This window comes from Synechococcus sp. A18-25c (assembly GCF_014280035.1).
GTDB lineage: Bacteria > Cyanobacteriota > Cyanobacteriia > PCC-6307 > Cyanobiaceae > Synechococcus_C.
Map to the genome: position 1 here is coordinate 2214548 of NZ_CP047957.1, position 15840 is coordinate 2230387.

A 15840-nucleotide genomic window follows, 5' to 3' on the forward strand; every position below is an offset into this window, starting at 1 on the left:
GGTCGGCTCAGAACCATTCCTGCTGGTGATCGAGGTAGGTCTCCTGAAATTCGTCGGGAGTTTTGGTGAGGTAGATGACCCCCTCAATCAATCCGATCAGCGACATCAGACCGGCGGCAATTCCGCAGGTGATGGCACCACCGGCCACCCCAACGATCAACATGATGATGCCGGCGTTGTTGTAACCCAGCACAAACTTGTGCACGCCCAGTGCACCGAAAAAGATGGCCAAAAGTCCTGCAGCAAGCTTCTTGTTGCTGACTTCAGTGTCAGACAACATCGTCATCCTGTCCCTGCTGCTGATCTGATTGTTGCGAGACCAACCAGGTCTGCCAACGCTGACGATCCCACTTCCCTGCCCGCGAAGGCTCCAGGTCCGGACATGACACCCAGCGCCGCGGTCGTTCCGCTGCAGGCCAGTCAGACACCAATGCCCTGAGCGCATCCATCCGGGCTGGATCTCGATCCGACGTCGACCAGCGCACCAGGGCCACCAATCGCGCCCCCCACTCCGGATCGGGCAGCCCAAGGATCAGCACGGCTGAGAGGGGCAGTTCAACCTGATCCACCAGGCCCAGCAGGCGATCCTCCAACTGCTCAGGAAAGACCGTGACTCCACCGGACTGCAAGGCACCATCGCGGCGACCCACAATCTGCAAGTCAGGAACGACCTGAGCGTCGCCCAGTGTCGCCAGATCACCGCTACGCCACCACCCCTCCTTATCCACGAGAGGCTGGAGTCCACCCGATGGATCAAGCCTGGCCGCAGCTAGACGGTCACAGTGCACGGCCAGTGCTCCATCAGGATCCAGCCGCAGACGCACACCCTCGAGAGGTTGGCCGCAGCTGCGATGGCCGGCCAGGAAAGCCTGGGGCGTCTGAACCGTCACCATCGCCGCGGTTTCCGTGGCGCCATAACAAGGGGCCAAGCGCAAGCCTGCCTGGCGAGAGAGCGCCGCGAGGTCCAACGGCAAAGCGGCTCCTCCCACCCAAATGACGTCCATGGCCTGAAGCCAGTTGCAGCCATCGGGGTGGGCCAGCAAGCGCCGCAATTGCGTGGGCACCAGCGACAGCAGCATCGGGCGCTGCCGCCAGCCGGGGTGCTGACGGCACTGCGCCAGCAAAACCGAGGGCTGCTTCATCAATTCAGACGCCAACCATCCATGGCGCGACCCCCACTGACGCGCGCGCCACCAGGGCATCAGTCCGCTCACATGCTGAAAGGGCAGAGGATTCCAGACCAGACACGCCTCGGGATCCAGCCCGAGCCGTTGCAGCCATCGGCCACACACTTCAGCCGAGCGTTCGAAGTTGGCGAGCGGGTGCAGACAAAGCGACCGGCCACCGCTGCTGCCACCAGTCGACAGCACCAGACCGGGTCCTTCAGGCCAAAGCGCCGACGGCTGCTGAAGCCCGAGCACATCCGCCCCCTCTTGAGGCCCCACCAACCGCACCCAGCTCCGGCTCTGCAACAGCTTCAGCAACGCGGTGGCCGTGCTCTCCGGTGCCGCAGGATCGCAGGGCAAGGCCACCAAGTCGTGCATCAACACGCTCCTCCAGCGGCCGCCCAGACCTGAACAGGATCAGCACTGAAGAGGGGACCTTCAGGACACCAGCCTGGTGCCAGTCCAGGCGCTGCGGGTGTTGGCCCCTGCCATTGAAGGCGCGACAGCAGGGCCAGCCAACGAAAACCGATGCCCGTCTCAAAGGCAGTGCTCACCATCAGCCGAGGCCGACCCTGCTGCAACTGCCGCAACAGGGGTCGGGGATCCCCTTCCAGCAGGGGGCGTCGCACTTGCCATCCCTGCCACTGCTCACGCCATACAGGGTGGGCCTGCAAAGACTCATCCAGTGCCACGGGAAGGCGTTCAGCCAGCCTGGTTAGACCATCCAGATCATCCACTGCGAGGGGCTGCTCCAACCATTCCAAGCGCGGATCAGCGGCCAGCACCTCCACCCAGCGGTTCGCCTCCGACCGGTCCCAGCCGGCATTGGCATCCAGGCGAAGACGCGCCGTTGCAGGAAGACGTTCCAGCAGCTGGTGGAGCAGCAACCATTCGAGCTCTGGATCCGCCGCAGCCACTTTCCATTTGACAGTGATCCCCGGTGACGTCACCGCTGAGGCCAGGACGCGTTCGAGCTCCGGCAGCATCAACGATCCAGCGGGCAACAGATGCGCCGCAGGAGGGGCCGGATGCCATGGGCCCAGATCAGCTTCTAGTTCGGCCAAGGCAGCACCGACCGCAAACGCTACGGCTGGCGGCAGCTGCGGCAGCACTACCTCCAACTGATCGCGGCTGACGACAACCTCGGCTGTCGTCAGCCAATCAGCCAGGGCTTGCTCACAAGCCTGGCGCTCCTGTGGCTGCAAAGGAGCCACCTCTCCCCAGCCCTCACGGCCTGTGTTTGGACAGACGATGCGCAGCAGCCAGCCGTCTCGCTGTTGCCAAGAGCCACTGGCGGTCGTCAGCGGACGAGACAGAGCAAAGCCATAAGGACGCAGCGCCAAAGAGAGCCTCATGCGCTCAGACGCTCCCGGCCATGGAGGCACCAAACCAGGGCCCCATCGCCAAACCGATACTCAAGCCAAGTCCATTGAGGCCCTGAAAACGCAAGGCGAGAAACTTGCTGCCCTGAATGCGTTCTGGCTCAGCGTGATGGCTGCGCAGCAAACGAATCAGCGCTGCCGCCGCAGGCAAGCCCAAGGCTCCGAGCAACGCAGTCGGAGGCCAATCGCCATGGAAAACGGGTGTCCACTCCAGCGCCAGGGTTCCTGCGACAAACCAGGGCACTAGGGCCGACGCCCGTGCGGTGCCCAGACGCACCACAGGGGACTGCTTGCCGTGGGCCGCATCCTCATCGACCTGATGGAAGTGCGAACAGAACAGCACCAGGGACGTGGCCAGAGCGGGACCTGACCCCAGCAGAAAAGCCACATCCCATGGCACCACTGCCCAAGCACCGGCCTTTGCTGCAGGAGCCACCACCAACAGCGCAGCTGCTGTGGCGAAGGGACCAAAGGCCAGCCAGCAAAGCGGTTCGCCCAAACCGAGATAGCCAAGGCGGAACGGCGGGCCTTGGTAGAGATAGCCAATGCCGCAGCTCACCAGCACCAGCGCCAGCACCGAAACACTGCTCTGAAGAGCCATCAGCGACATCAGCAGCAATCCAGCCAGGAGCACCAGGGTTGACAGACGACGGACCGGACGGCGACGACCAATCAGGGCCACCACGGAATGAGGCTTCGCTGTGCTGTCGATCCCGGTGTCGGCATCAAACAGGTCGTTGCTGAGGTTCTCCCAGAGCAGCAACAGAACTGCTGCCAGCAGAAATCCAAGCGCCTGGCCCCACCGCACCGGAAGCCCCGCCCCGACGCGCCAGCCAATCGCAAGAAGCAATGGCATCACCGCGACGGAGTACATCGGCCACTTGATTGCGGCTTTCCAAAGACGCCGCCGCTCAGTGCGCGGTGAGTGAAGGGTTGCAACAGCCTGGCGATCTTGCATGGACTGGGCGCACTCAGCCCGCTTCAAGACCCATACATTTGAGCAGTCCCCCGCCTGATCTGCTGTCCGGATGTCGGTCGCACCCCACGACAGCTGCTCTGCGGTGTCCTTCAGCGACTTGCTGGAGCGAGCGCAACACGCCTGGGCTCAGCGATCCCTCGAGGATGGAGTGCTGAGCCTGGCGCTGCCAGTGCAAGGCCTCGACCCCCTGCACCAGCTCGTGGATCTGGAAGCTCACGACCCCTTCCGTTTTCTTTGGGACAGCGCACCGGGCCTTTGCTTAGCGGCAGCAGGACGCTGCCATCACCTGGAACTGTCCAGTGCCAAACGCTTCGAACTGGCGCAGCGATTCAGTGACGTGACCCTGGGACGGATCCTGGATGGCACGCCGGACGCACCAGCTCAGGCACGCTCTCGCATTCTTCTCGCATTTTCCTTCTTTGAACAGACCAGCGAGCAGCAACCCCAAGGAGGCATGCCCTCGGTGCAAGCGGTTCTTCCTCGCTGGCAGCTCAGTCGGCATGGGCGCCAGGGGTGGCTGCGCGTGCATGGAGTGGTGCAACAGGCCAGCGATGTCCGCACGCTCACGGAATCGCTGTGGGTGATGGCAGAACAGTTGCGCTCCCGGCAGCACGCCTGGAGTCCATCCATGGACACCGTGAGCGGCAGCATCACCCCTGGAGCCTGGGAGCAGAACTACACACCTGCCCTGGAACGCGGCCTGGAATTGGTCAACAGCGGTGAACTGCACAAACTGGTCCTGGCGGTGCGCCAGACGGTGAGCCTCACGGAACCCCTCGATCCGCAACCGCTGTTGCAACGGCTCCGTCATCAGCAAGCCGGCAGCTGCCGCTTCCTGTGGCAAAAAGACGCTCAAGACAGTTTCTTCGGCGCCTCGCCAGAGCGACTGCTAAGCCTTCGCAACGGACAACTGCGCTGCGATGCGCTCGCTGGCACCGCAGGCCAGAACGACCAGGCGGCCTCGTTGCTTAGTTCAGACAAAGATCGTCGGGAGCACGAACTGGTGGTGCAAGCGATCACCGACCACCTCATCGATCGCGGGCTGCAGCCACGACGCCCACGGCGCCCGCAACTGGCTCGCCATGGGCAACTGGTGCATTTGCATACGCCCATCACCACCTCAGCCCCGGGACAATCCCCGCTCCCCCTGGCCGGCGTGCTGCACCCGACGCCGGCGGTTGCAGGTCTGCCACGGCGTGACGCCATGCGTTGGTTGCGCAGCCTCGAACCATTCGACCGGCAGGGCTACGCCGCACCGATCGGCTGGATCGATAGTGCGGGGGATGCGGAATTACGCGTTGCGATCCGCTGCGGACATGCCCATGGCACACAACTCGATCTCACCGCAGGTGCCGGGCTGGTGCGCGGCTCCGTGGCTGACCGTGAACTTCAAGAGGTGGGACTGAAACTCACGGTGCTGGCAGGTCAACTGGATCTGATGTCAGGGAATCGGCAGGGAGCGCAATCGCCATTGCATCGATGACTGGTTCAGGGTCGTTCCAAACGGTTCAGCCCTGCCACCGAGATGTTCACTGAGGAAGGCCTCTTGGAGCGCTGTCATCGCCAGCGCATTGCGCGGGTTAGCGAATCCGTGACCTTCATCGGGAAACACCACGAAATCAATCGGCAGATTCCGTTTCGCCATTGCGGCCGCGATTGCCTCACTCTCACTGAGCTTGACCCTGGGGTCATTGGCGCCATGCCCCAGCAGCAGCGGTCGCTGAATCCGTTCCACATGCTGAAGCGGCGAAATGGCATCCAGATCCACTGTCCCCACCCCGATCATCCGCTCGAAATTGATCCGGAGAGATTCCCAGTAAGGAGGGATCGAATCAATCAGGGTGCGCAGATTGGACGGACCCACCTCAGCGATGGCGGCGGCGAACAGCTCAGGATCGCGGGTGAGACCAGCCAGCGCGGCATAGCCCCCGTAGGACGCGCCCATGATCGCGATGCGATCAGGGTCGGCGATCCCCTCATCGATCGCCCAGCGGACGGCATCCACCAGATCGTCCTGCATCGCGGCGTACCACTCGCCTTCGCCTGCCAGGAGATGCTCCTTCCCGAAGCCGGTGGAGCCGCGGTAATTCACGCTAAGGGCGTGATATCCACGATTCGCCAGCAACTGATGGGTGGAGCTGAAACCCCAGAAATCCCGGGCCTGAGGCCCCCCATGCACGAGCAATACCAAGGGCTGGGGCTCCGTTCCTGAAGCCAGCGGTGTGCGGGTCAGATAAGCCGGCAGCCGCCGACCATCTCTGGCCAGCAGGTCCAGGCTTTCCATTGGGGCCAGCACGTAGGCATCGAGCTTGGGCTGAACGGAGAACAACTTGCGGATCTCATCCTGCTCTCGTTCCCAGAGCCAGTACTGAGGCCCCTGACGATCGGAGCCAATGGCCACCAACCAACGACGGCCCTCCAGGTCTTGATCGACCACCGCAAAGTCGTTGGCCCCTGCCAACTGCCTCAGCCGGGCCAGGTCCGTTTCAACGGAGGGATCCAACACCACCAGGCGAGAGCGAAGATCCACTTCCTTCAGGGCGGTGGGAACTCCCGTATCGAGATCACTGAGCGCCACGCCCAGGGCACCGGCTGATGAACGATGCACCACTTCGGGGGTGCAATCGCTGCCGCAGGTCTCCAGCTGCTCGCGGCTCCAGCGCACCAGGCGCGGCAGATCATCACCGGTGCTGAGAACGCCGTAAAGCCATTGGCCATCACGGCTGAACCCTCCAGGGCCCGAGCCGGTGATCGTGTCCTCGAAGTTGAACTGCAGAAAAGAGCGCCACTCCGACTCACCGGGCAAGCGCAACTCATGGGCACTACCACCATCGGGCAGCAGCTGCGAGCGAATGACGGGGTTCCAGGCGCCATCGATCCACAGGATCGAAACGTCGCGACCATCGTCGGTGGATTGGTAGAGGAGGCGACGCTCGCCAGTCTCCACATCAATCACATAGGTGTCGTGATAGCGGGGATCACGATCGTTCAAGGCCACGAGCAGCTCTTTGGGGGCTTCCCGATCGGCCCCAATCCAAACGGCCTTCACCCCCTGGGGTGGCGTGAGGTCCTTGCTCTCACCGGTGCGAGGGTCGATCCGCACCAGAACGGTGTTCTCATCTCCATCGCCATCCCGCGATGAAATCAGGAAGCGGCCGTCGGCCGTCCAGTACCCCGGCATCTGAGGACGATCACGCTGCTGGGTGAGCACGCGAGCTGGGGCTTGGCCATCCAGATCGCGGACCCAGAGATTCAGCACGCCCTGATCCGGGGCCAGATACGCGATCCAGCTCCCATCAGGACTGAGATTGACGCTCATGATTTCCGGGTTGCCAAACAGCACCTCCCGGGGAATGAGCGGTGGCAACGCACGGGAGCGGACTGCAGAGCCAGCGCTCCAAGCGTTTCCAGCGAAGCCGACCAGAAACGCCGCACCCCAGCACAGTCCTCGTTTCAGCACAGCGTCTTTGTCCGGTCAGCCCTTCATTGTGATCACTCAGATCAGATCACGCAGACGCTCGAGCACCTGATCTGCCAAGGGCTGATTCATCAACCGCTCCACCTCGCGAATACCCGTCGGACTGGTGACATTGATCTCGCTCAGCATCCCGCCGATCACATCAATTCCAACGAAGAACAGGCCTTCGGCACGAAGCGCAGGAGCCAGTGCAGCACAGATCTGATGCTCTCGTGCCGTCAGTTCCGTGGCTTCGGCCTGTCCACCCACGGCCAGGTTGCTGCGGAATTCACCGGCGGCCGGCCGGCGGTTGATCGCACCCAGCGGCTCTCCATCCACCAGCAGGATGCGCTTGTCTCCCTCGCTGACGGACGGGAGGAAGCACTGCGCCATCACCGGAAGGCGCTCCTGCTCGGTGACCAATTCCAGGAGAGCTTTTAGCCCCGGGGCCTGCGCCGACACGCGGATCACACCCAGTCCGGCACGACCGCCCAGGGGCTTCAGCACGATTTCGTTGTGCGTTTCAGCAAAGGCACTGAGCTCTTGGACGCGACCCGAAACCAACGTGGGAGCCATCCAGCGGCTGAAGCGAAGGGCGCCGAGCTTTTCGTTCCAACTGCGCAAGGAATCGGGGCGATTGAGAACACGCACCCCGGCACGCTCAGCCACATCCAGCAGATGGGTGGCGTAGAGATATGCCTCATCCACGGGCGGGTCTTTGCGCATCCAGATCACCTGGAAGGTGGCCAGGGGAAGACGCTCGCGCTCACCAATGCTGATCCATGGGTCCGGTTGAACCGGTGACGCCATGGCCAGCGGTTCATCACCCAGAGCAATCAAATCCGCTGGCGTGCAGGCCCAAACCTCCAGAGCGGCACGACTCGCGGCCTGCATCAGGGCAGCCGTGGAGTCCTTGAGCGGATTGATGCGATCCAAGGGATCCAGCACGAACAGGTGACGCATGAGCAACGGTCGTTCAGTGGGATCGAAGAGGGAACTCAGGAGAGAAGCGGATCGAGCTCACCGGCTCGCTCCAGGGCATGCAGATCATCACAACCACCGATGTGGCGGTCATCGATGAAGATCTGCGGAACACTGCGACGGCCATCGCCCCGGGCAGCCATGGCATCACGACCTGGCTCATCACCATCCACGGAATGCTCGGTGTAGGCAACACCTTTGCGATCCAGCAGCTGTTTGGCGCGCACGCAGAAGGGGCAGGTGCGCCATGTGTAGATCTCGACGCTCGGCATAGGGCCTTCAACGGGGGACCTGAATCCTATGCAGCACCGGTGGTCAACTCGGAACGCTGCTTTCCGCACTGATAACGTCGCGAGATCCGTCCAACGCACTCCGTTGCTCGACCTCACCGACTTCAAGCGCGACCTCTCCGAGCTCACTGACCGCCTGGGCAACGCCCAGGACTGTCTTTGACGTTCCTGCACTGAACGCACGCCAACAGGACCTCGAACAGCTCGCCGCACAACCGGATTTCTGGGACGACCAGCAGAACGCCCAGAAGCAAATGCGTCGCCTCGATGAGGTGAAGGCGCAACTTCAACAGCTCACGTCCTGGCAGGGCGCTGTCGGCGATGCCCAGGCCACGCTCGAGCTTTACGACCTGGAGCCTGACGACGACATGCTCGCCGAAGCCCAGGGCGGTTTAGATCAGCTGCGCAGGGAGCTGGATCGCTGGGAGCTGGAACGACTGCTCAGCGGCGACTATGACAAAGAGGGAGCCGTGCTCTCGATTAACGCCGGAGCCGGTGGCACAGATGCTCAGGACTGGGCTCAGATGCTGCTGCGCATGTACACACGCTGGGCTGAGGACCAGGGCATGAAAGTGTCCGTGGACGAACTCAGCGAGGGGGAGGAAGCGGGAATCAAGAGCGCCACGATTGAAATCGAGGGTCGCTACGCCTATGGCTATCTGCGCAATGAGAAAGGCACCCATCGTCTGGTGCGCATCTCTCCGTTCAACGCCAACGACAAGCGTCAAACCAGCTTCGCTGGCGTTGAAGTGATGCCCAAGTTGGAAGAGGAAGTCGACATCGACATCCCCGAGAAGGATCTGGAAGTCACCACCAGCCGCTCCGGTGGTGCTGGAGGTCAGAACGTAAACAAGGTGGAAACCGCCGTTCGCATCCTGCACATCCCCACAGGACTTGCGGTGCGCTGCACCCAAGAACGCTCTCAACTGCAGAACAAAGAGAAGGCGATGGCCTTGCTGAAAGCCAAGCTGTTGGTGATCGCCCAGGAACAGCGGGCGGCTGAAATCGCCGACATCCGCGGCGACATTGTGGAAGCGGCCTGGGGCAACCAGATCCGCAATTACGTGTTCCACCCGTATCAGATGGTCAAGGATCTGCGCACCCAGGAAGAGACCAACGATGTGCAGGCCGTGATGAATGGCGAGCTGGATCCCTTCATCCAGGCGCTGCTGCGCCAGGGTGTGGACAGTCCAGGACACGACGACGAGAGCTGACCATGAGCGACAAGCCTGAAGCGATCGCCACCCCGCCCGATGCCCCAGCGGCCACCACGCCCCCGCCCAGCTTCGTCAAGCAGGCGATGCGCAACATGGTGCGCAAGGGCAGCAAGAGCCTGTTTCACTTCGGACTAACCGCAGCCGGGTTCATCGGCTTCATCCTGGTGGTGGCCTGGCTTGGCAGGCCCACCCTGCCCCAGTGACATCAGCCTTGACATCAGCACCGCTGCCATCAGCCGATGCCCCCAGATTTGCTCTGGATCTGGCCTTCACACCAGCCGACGCAAGCCTGGTGAAGACGACCGCTGGCAGCGCCGCCCATCAACGACTCTGCTGTCGCGAGGTTTGGGACTCCACCCTGCAATTGTGGCTGGGCCACCTTGCCGAGACCGGTGGCCACTCCGTTCCCAAGCCACTGCTGGACTGCGAAGAGGTGTGCCTTGGCCTGCAGTTCGTCAATGACGAACAGATCGCCGAACTGAATCAACGCTGGCGCAACAAAGCCAGTGCCACCGATGTTCTCTCTTTTTCGGCGCTGGAAGCCGAGATGCCCCTGGAGGCCGATCTCAGCGTGGAACTCGGGGACATCATCGTGTCGGTGCCCACTGCGGAACGTCAGGCACTCGAGCAGAACCACAGCCTGGAGCGAGAGCTCTGCTGGCTGGTGAGCCATGGGCTGCTGCATCTGCTGGGATGGGACCACCCCGACGACGCCTCATTGATGACCATGCTGCAGTGCCAGGAGCAGCTGCTTGCCATGGCCGGTATGGTTCTTTCCCATGGTGAGATCGACTGTGAATCAGCAGATGAAATCACTGCTGGACCCTGAAGACGAAACATCGGTGACTGAGGAGATCACCCAACGCGGCACCCGTCGTGCCCATCACGCCGCCCATCGCGGAGCCTGGAAGATCGCCGGTGACCTGCCCTCCAGCTTCCGCTACGCCGCCCAGGGCCTGGTCTATGGCTTCGTCAGCCAACGCAACTTCCGTATCCATGTCTGCATCGGCAGCGTGGTGTTTGGACTGGCGCTTTGGCTAGGGCTGCCCTCCATTCAACTGGCGGTGCTGGTGCTCACGGTGGCCGCCGTGCTGGTGCTCGAACTGCTGAACACCGCCATCGAGTCAGTGGTGGATCTGGCCATCGGCCGACGGTTCCACCCCCTGGCGAGAATCGCCAAAGATTGTGCCGCCGGCGCGGTTCTGGTGGCCGCGATCAGCTCCCTGGTGATCGCGCTGCTGCTGCTGCTCCCTCCCCTGCTCACCCGTCTCGGCCTCTAAGCGATGCTCCTGGTCATCGACAACTACGACAGCTTCACCTTCAACTTGGTGCAGTACTTCGGTGAGCTGGCGGCGCAGCATCCCCTGGCTGCAGAACTGCGGGTGGAGCGCAACGATGCCCTCTCGGTGGCTGAGATTCGAGACCTGAAGCCAGACGCCATCCTGCTTTCACCAGGCCCCGGCGATCCCGATCAAGCCGGCATCTGCCTGCAGGTGCTGAAAGAACTCTCTCCGGAGATCCCCACCCTGGGCGTTTGCCTGGGCCATCAGGCCCTCGCCCAGGCCTACGGCGGTCGGGTGGTGCGCGCAACCGAGTTGATGCATGGCAAAACCTCACCGGTGATGCACGGAGGCGAAGGGGTGTTCGCCGGATTGCCGCAACCACTCACGGCCACCCGATACCACAGTCTGATCGCCGAACGGGAGACCCTCCCGGCCTGCCTGGAAGTCACCGCATGGCTTGAGGACAACACGGTGATGGGACTGCGCCACCGGCAGTACCCCCATCTGCAGGGGGTGCAATTCCATCCCGAAAGCGTGCTCACTGAAGCCGGGCACAAGCTGCTGGCCAACTTCTTGCGTCAGGCCGAAGCCCGAGTTCAACACTGCTAACTTCCTGGGCCAACGGCCTCTCCTCCATGACTCTCCTTCCGCAGCGCCAGGGGCATGGACGCACCGCAAGCGCTCTCGCCGCCGGATTGGCACTGGGCGCACTGGTGGGAGTCCCCAGTCACGCCGCTGGGGTGTCCATCACCAGCTACGGCCACAGCGCCCTGTTGATTCGTGGAGGCGGCCAGTCGGTGCTGGTCAATCCCTTCCGGGCCGTGGGTTGCGCCAAAGGCCTGGCCGAGCCGCGCGTCAGTGCCTCGGTCACGCTGGTCAGTTCAGAACTACCCGATGAGGGAGCCCGCCTCGGAGGTGGCATTTACTTGTCACAGCCAGGCTCCTATCGCGTGGGCGGCCTGGATCTGGAAGGTTTCGCCGCTCCCCATGATCGCGTGGGCGGACGCCGCTTCGGAGATGCCACCATCTGGCGCTGGCAACAAGGCGGCCTGAACTTCGCCCACCTAGGCGGAACAGCAGCTCCCTTGAGTGGAGAAGACAAGGTGCTGATCGGCCGGCCGGATGTGTTGATCCTCGGCGTGGGAGGCGGCGGCAAGGTTTACAACGGCGAAGAGGCCGCTGAGGTGGTGCGTCAACTCAACCCCCGGCGAGTGATTCCTGTTCAGTACGTCAGCGGCGACGCCCCAGCGGGATGCGACCAGGGTGGCGTTCAGCCGTTTCTGGATGCAGTGCGTGGCGCCGAAGTCCGCCGCGTAGGACCGAGCCTGACCCTTCCTGGCACTCTGGGAGACGGCACGATCATTGACGTAATGCGCTGAGCGTCACTCAACCCTCGAGCTGCGCGTAGATCGCCCAGAAACGCTGCATCTGCTCGAGGGTGCCGATGCTCACTCGCAACGCACCATCAATCTGCGGCTTGCCGGCCATGGAACGCACCAGGATGCCAGCACTGCGCAGCTGCTGCTCCACCTCTTCGGCCGATCGCCGCGGCCAGACCAGCAAGTAGTTACCACCATCGCAATGGAAGACGGCACCAGATTGCGTTAGTTGCGTTACGAGATAATCACGTGCTCGTACCACTTCGGCCACATAGTGGTCGGTGTAGACCTGATCGCCCAGAGCCGCGAACGCCGCCGTCACCGCCAGGCTGTTCACGTCATAGGGACCGGTGACACGGCTGATCCGATCGATCACCTCCGCGGAACCGATAGCAAATCCCATGCGCAGGCCTGCCAGCCCGGCGGTCTTAGCCAAGGAGCGCAGCACCAGCAGATTGGCGTGGACGGTGAAGTCCACATGGGGCAGCACACTGTCACCCGTGAACGCCTCATAGAGCTCATCCACCACCACCAAGGTTCCTGGCGCCGCCGTGGCCAACTCCAGCACCTGTTCCGCTGGAATACGCGTGCCCGTGGGGTTGTTGGGGTTGCAGAGCATCAAGATCTTTGGCCTGCGCTGTAAAGCTGATCGCATTGCCTCCAGCGGAAAACGGAACCCCGGAAGTTCATGGGGCAGGGCCTCGATGGCCATCCCCTGCATGCCCGCACACGGGGCGTAGTACCCAAACGTGGGACTGGTGGTAAGCAGGGTGTCACCCGCCGCTCCATAGGCATGGATCACTGCATGAATCGCGGCATCCACACCGTTGAAGAGCCCCACCTGGTCGATGACCAGAGGATGAGCGAGGCCGGCCGGAGAGGCCTGCAGGTTGGCAATCAAGGCCTCACGCAATCCGTCGTATTCCGGATAGACCGCAACCTGATCAGCTGGGTAAGAGCGAATCGCCTCGGTGACCGCCGGACTGGGACCAATGGTGTTCTCGTTGAAGTCGAGCCGCAGCAGACCCCGCCGCCCCTCCAGAGGGGCGCTGTAACCCCGAAGCCGTTCCACATCGGGACGGGCCTCGGGCGCGGGGATCGGGTCAGGCATGGCCATCAGCGATGAATCGGATCTCCTGGAGGGTGGGACTGAGGCAAGGAGGTGGGATGATCCATCCCAAGCTATTCACAGCCGCCCAACTGGGCGCCGCATCGGCCTCTACCCACCGATGATGCAAACACTGCAGCCAATGGCCGGATGACCGCCAGCTCCAGCGCATCGACGCCAGCCACCACCTCCAGCTTCGCTGGCTTCGCCCAGCAGGTCGATTACTCGCTGATGCAGCACCTTCGGCCCGATCCGGAATCCACACCCGATGGACAGGATCACCGCGCAAGGCAAGTGCGTTCTGGCCACTACGTGCCAGTGACGCCGACGCCGCTTCCCAATCCCGAGTACGTCGCCCACAGCCCGGAACTGTTCGCTGCGCTGGGCCTGGACGAAGCACTGGTTCACGATGGTGACTTCCGCAGCGTCTTCTCTGGCGACCTCAGCAACGTGAGCGAGCCAATGCGTCCCCATGGCTGGGCCACCGGCTACGCCTTGTCGATCTACGGCACGGAATACAACCAGCAATGTCCGTTCGGCAATGGCAACGGCTACGGCGATGGGCGAGCCATCTCCGTGGTTGAAGGGGTGTTTGAAGGTCAGCGCTGGGAGATGCAGCTGAAGGGTGGTGGACCGACGCCCTATTGCCGTGGTGCTGATGGTCGAGCCGTGCTGCGGTCCAGCGTGCGCGAATTCCTGGCCCAGGAGTTCATGCATGCCCTGGGCATTCCCACATCCCGCTCCCTAACGCTGTACGTCTCCCACGACGAGACCGTGCGTCGCCCCTGGTATTCGGGCGCCTCGCCCTCCATGGATCCCGACATCCTGGTCGACAACTCAGCGGCGATCACCACACGTGTGGCGCCATCCTTTCTTCGGGTAGGCCAACTGGAGCTGTTCGCACGACGCGCCCGTCGCGAAGCGCATCCTGAGGCCCAGCAGGAGTTGCAAATGATCGTGCAGCATCTGATCGAGCGGAACTACCGGGAAGACATTGATCACTCCCTGCCGTTCCCGGCGCAGGTGGTGCAGCTGGCGCGGTTGTTCCGGGAACGCCTCATCAGCCTGGTGTGCCACTGGATGCGCGTGGGCTATTGCCAGGGCAACTTCAATAGCGACAACTGCGCCGCCGGCGGTTTCACCCTTGATTACGGACCCTTCGGCTTCTGCGAACTGTTCGACCCCCGCTTTCAGCCCTGGACCGGCGGCGGCATTCATTTCTCCTTTTTCAACCAACCGAAAGCGGCTGAAACCAACTATCGGATGTTCTGGTCAGCGCTCAAAACGCTGTTAAGGGATCACCCCGCCGAAACAGCCGAACTCGACGCGCTGCATGCAACCTTCAGCGAAGCCATGAAGGCCGGACTGGATGCCATGTGGGCTCGCAAGGTGGGACTGGCCAACGTAGCTCCGGAGCTGATCGGCGATCTGCTGCAGCTGATGGTGGCTTCGAAGGCGGACTACACGATTGTTTTCCGTGACTTGGCATCACTGCCAACCGAGGTCACGCCGCTGAAACGGGGCTTCTATGTGCCCAGCGATGCAGAGCTCGAGGCGCAATGGAATGCCTGGCTGGCGCGCTGGCACCAGCAGCTCAGCGGCTGTGGAGAGCCTGAAGAGATCACCGCTTCGATGCAACGCACCAATCCCGCCATCACCTGGCGCGAATGGCTGATCGCCCCGGCCTATGAGCAGGCGGCTCGCGGTGACTACAGCCTGGTGCACGAACTGCAAACGGTGTTCCGCAACCCCTACGCACCGCTCTCAGCCAAACTCGCTGGTCGCTACGACCAACTGCGACCACGGGAGTTCTTCGGCGCCGGAGGCATCTCCCACTACAGCTGCTCGTCGTAAGCCAAGACGACGCAGATGGACATCAAAAGCCGAAAGCTAATGCCGTGGCAGCTGCCATGAACCTCCACGCAATGATCTAAACCAAGATGCAGACCTTGCTTGCAGCATCCCCTGGAGATCAACCACAAGCAGTCTTAAAGAGCAATTCCCGAAAACACAATTCCAATAAAGTTAAGCAAGGTTGCTATTGCAAAGCAATTCGACGACAATTCAACAAACAGACCGAACCTCAATGCCTTTATCAACCAACCCAAAAGTATCCAAAACGTTAATGCAGCTCACATGGATTGTTGGCGGCATTGGATTCTGGAATGCTTTCAACTCCATTGGCTCCGGAGATGTTGAGTCTGCCACGCAATGGATATCCGCTTGGGCTGTGGGCGGCGTAGGGCTGTTGTCTTTTGTTCGCCATGCAGTTTTTCACCGAAGCGATGCGAAGCGCATGGGTTGGGACTATGGAGCACGAAACGACTTTCAGCTCGAAGTTGGCTTCGCCAATCTTGCATGGGGCGCTGTAGCCATAGCTGGCATTTACCAAGGATGGGATACGCAAACACTTGGGGGGTTAATATTAGTTGTCGGTATCTATATGTTGCAAGCGGCAGTTTTACACCTTCTAGAACTCAAGGAGGCCAAAAACCCTCGATATGGTAGCAAAATTGCAAGTACAGCCTATGCAGTTTGCCTCTTTTGGTTTGGCATCAAAGCCTTCTCCGGATGAATCCCATCAATTCGCTGACAATT

General features: G+C 62.1%; 17 protein-coding genes. 9 read left to right on the top strand and 8 right to left on the bottom strand.

Translation table 11 applies throughout. From position 1 onward, the window contains the following. Positions 1-7 precede the first annotated feature (7 nt). Genes SynA1825c_RS12140 through menA form a run of 4 tightly spaced genes read right to left on the bottom strand, consistent with a single transcriptional unit; the run spans position 8 to position 3506 of the window. Positions 8-286 (bottom strand): TM2 domain-containing protein, encoded by a 279-nt coding sequence (locus SynA1825c_RS12140; protein WP_186469521.1) that lies wholly within the window; start codon positions 284-286, stop codon positions 8-10. Continuing rightward, positions 270-1544, bottom strand: a complete 1275-nt coding sequence (locus SynA1825c_RS12145; protein WP_186469522.1) for an AMP-binding protein — start codon at positions 1542-1544, stop codon at positions 270-272. The genes SynA1825c_RS12140 and SynA1825c_RS12145 overlap by 17 nt, the downstream gene beginning before the upstream one ends. After that, a complete protein-coding gene (gene menC, locus SynA1825c_RS12150; RefSeq protein WP_186469523.1) occupies positions 1544-2521 on the bottom strand; it encodes an o-succinylbenzoate synthase in 978 nt (325 codons plus the stop codon). Before menC ends, SynA1825c_RS12145 begins: the two co-directional genes overlap by 1 nt. A 4-nt stretch (positions 2522-2525) precedes the next feature. Continuing rightward, the gene (gene menA, locus SynA1825c_RS12155) at positions 2526-3506 is read right to left on the bottom strand and encodes a 2-carboxy-1,4-naphthoquinone phytyltransferase (RefSeq protein WP_186469524.1); all 981 of its coding nucleotides are present in this window, start codon (positions 3504-3506) and stop codon (positions 2526-2528) included. Between the two features lie 70 nt (positions 3507-3576). On the opposite strand from menA, the gene SynA1825c_RS12160 reads away from it, so the two are divergent. Beyond that, positions 3577-5010 carry an isochorismate synthase MenF gene (locus tag SynA1825c_RS12160; protein ID WP_186469525.1) on the top strand — a complete coding sequence of 478 codons (1434 nt, stop codon included), beginning with the start codon at positions 3577-3579 and terminating at the stop codon, positions 5008-5010. Here SynA1825c_RS12160 and SynA1825c_RS12165 read toward each other — a convergent pair. The 3 genes from SynA1825c_RS12165 to grxC are packed head-to-tail and all read right to left on the bottom strand — an operon-like array spanning position 4969 to position 8237. After that, positions 4969-6987, bottom strand: coding sequence for a S9 family peptidase (locus tag SynA1825c_RS12165; protein ID WP_255478388.1), 2019 nt, complete (start codon positions 6985-6987; stop codon positions 4969-4971). The genes SynA1825c_RS12160 and SynA1825c_RS12165 overlap by 42 nt on opposite strands. A gap of 36 nt (positions 6988-7023) precedes the next feature. Next, entirely contained in the window at positions 7024-7947 is a 924-nt protein-coding gene (gene gshB, locus SynA1825c_RS12170) for a glutathione synthase (RefSeq protein WP_186469526.1), read from the bottom strand. Positions 7948-7982: 35 nt separating this feature from the next. Continuing rightward, the gene (grxC, locus tag SynA1825c_RS12175) at positions 7983-8237 is read right to left on the bottom strand and encodes a glutaredoxin 3 (RefSeq protein ID WP_186469527.1); all 255 of its coding nucleotides are present in this window, start codon (positions 8235-8237) and stop codon (positions 7983-7985) included. A gap of 103 nt (positions 8238-8340) precedes the next feature. On the opposite strand from grxC, the gene prfB reads away from it, so the two are divergent. The 6 genes from prfB (at position 8341) to SynA1825c_RS12205 (ending at position 12134) form a co-directional block, all read left to right on the top strand. Next, positions 8341-9469 (top strand): peptide chain release factor 2 gene (prfB, locus tag SynA1825c_RS12180; protein WP_186469528.1). Its coding sequence is split into 2 segments (ribosomal slippage): positions 8341-8415 and positions 8417-9469, totalling 1128 coding nucleotides; the frame shifts between segments, so codons are not numbered across the junction. Between the two features lie 2 nt (positions 9470-9471). Next, positions 9472-9675, top strand: coding sequence for a DUF3285 domain-containing protein (locus SynA1825c_RS12185; RefSeq protein ID WP_186469529.1), 204 nt, complete (start codon positions 9472-9474; stop codon positions 9673-9675). Beyond that, on the top strand, positions 9672-10301 hold the full coding sequence (gene ybeY / locus SynA1825c_RS12190; protein WP_255478389.1) for an rRNA maturation RNase YbeY: 630 nt from the start codon (positions 9672-9674) through the stop codon (positions 10299-10301). The genes SynA1825c_RS12185 and ybeY overlap by 4 nt, the downstream gene beginning before the upstream one ends. Then, a complete protein-coding gene (locus SynA1825c_RS12195; protein ID WP_186469530.1) occupies positions 10279-10752 on the top strand; it encodes a diacylglycerol kinase family protein in 474 nt (157 codons plus the stop codon). Before ybeY ends, SynA1825c_RS12195 begins: the two co-directional genes overlap by 23 nt. A 3-nt stretch (positions 10753-10755) precedes the next feature. Continuing rightward, complete coding sequence (locus SynA1825c_RS12200) at positions 10756-11364, top strand: aminodeoxychorismate/anthranilate synthase component II (protein WP_186469531.1); 609 nt, start codon at positions 10756-10758, stop codon at positions 11362-11364. A 26-nt stretch (positions 11365-11390) separates the two neighbouring features. Continuing rightward, complete coding sequence (locus SynA1825c_RS12205) at positions 11391-12134, top strand: MBL fold metallo-hydrolase (protein WP_186469532.1); 744 nt, start codon at positions 11391-11393, stop codon at positions 12132-12134. Positions 12135-12141: 7 nt separating this feature from the next. Here SynA1825c_RS12205 and SynA1825c_RS12210 read toward each other — a convergent pair whose 3' ends face one another. Then, entirely contained in the window at positions 12142-13251 is a 1110-nt protein-coding gene (locus tag SynA1825c_RS12210; RefSeq protein ID WP_186469533.1) for a histidinol-phosphate transaminase, read from the bottom strand. Between the two features lie 141 nt (positions 13252-13392). On the opposite strand from SynA1825c_RS12210, the gene SynA1825c_RS12215 reads away from it, so the two are divergent. Together SynA1825c_RS12215 and SynA1825c_RS12220 are read left to right on the top strand one after the other, a co-directional pair. Then, entirely contained in the window at positions 13393-15096 is a 1704-nt protein-coding gene (locus tag SynA1825c_RS12215; protein ID WP_186469534.1) for a protein adenylyltransferase SelO family protein, read from the top strand. A 232-nt stretch (positions 15097-15328) separates the two neighbouring features. After that, positions 15329-15817: a DUF6790 family protein gene (locus SynA1825c_RS12220; RefSeq protein ID WP_186469535.1), complete on the top strand. Its 489-nt coding sequence runs from the start codon at positions 15329-15331 to the stop codon at positions 15815-15817. Positions 15818-15840: the final 23 nt, after the last annotated feature.

Coding starts and splice junctions, on each gene's coding strand:
- SynA1825c_RS12185 (WP_186469529.1), top strand. CDS start 9,472: ATGAGCGACAAGCCTGAAGCGATCGCCACCCCGCCCGATGCCCCAGCG.
- SynA1825c_RS12140 (WP_186469521.1), bottom strand. CDS start 286: ATGACGATGTTGTCTGACACTGAAGTCAGCAACAAGAAGCTTGCTGCA.
- SynA1825c_RS12160 (WP_186469525.1), top strand. CDS start 3,577: ATGTCGGTCGCACCCCACGACAGCTGCTCTGCGGTGTCCTTCAGCGAC.
- SynA1825c_RS12215 (WP_186469534.1), top strand. CDS start 13,393: ATGACCGCCAGCTCCAGCGCATCGACGCCAGCCACCACCTCCAGCTTC.
- SynA1825c_RS12205 (WP_186469532.1), top strand. CDS start 11,391: ATGACTCTCCTTCCGCAGCGCCAGGGGCATGGACGCACCGCAAGCGCT.
- gshB (WP_186469526.1), bottom strand. CDS start 7,947: ATGCGTCACCTGTTCGTGCTGGATCCCTTGGATCGCATCAATCCGCTC.
- SynA1825c_RS12210 (WP_186469533.1), bottom strand. CDS start 13,251: ATGGCCATGCCTGACCCGATCCCCGCGCCCGAGGCCCGTCCCGATGTG.
- grxC (WP_186469527.1), bottom strand. CDS start 8,237: ATGCCGAGCGTCGAGATCTACACATGGCGCACCTGCCCCTTCTGCGTG.
- SynA1825c_RS12145 (WP_186469522.1), bottom strand. CDS start 1,544: ATGCACGACTTGGTGGCCTTGCCCTGCGATCCTGCGGCACCGGAGAGC.
- SynA1825c_RS12195 (WP_186469530.1), top strand. CDS start 10,279: ATGAAATCACTGCTGGACCCTGAAGACGAAACATCGGTGACTGAGGAG.
- menC (WP_186469523.1), bottom strand. CDS start 2,521: ATGAGGCTCTCTTTGGCGCTGCGTCCTTATGGCTTTGCTCTGTCTCGT.
- SynA1825c_RS12200 (WP_186469531.1), top strand. CDS start 10,756: ATGCTCCTGGTCATCGACAACTACGACAGCTTCACCTTCAACTTGGTG.
- SynA1825c_RS12220 (WP_186469535.1), top strand. CDS start 15,329: ATGCCTTTATCAACCAACCCAAAAGTATCCAAAACGTTAATGCAGCTC.
- menA (WP_186469524.1), bottom strand. CDS start 3,506: ATGCAAGATCGCCAGGCTGTTGCAACCCTTCACTCACCGCGCACTGAG.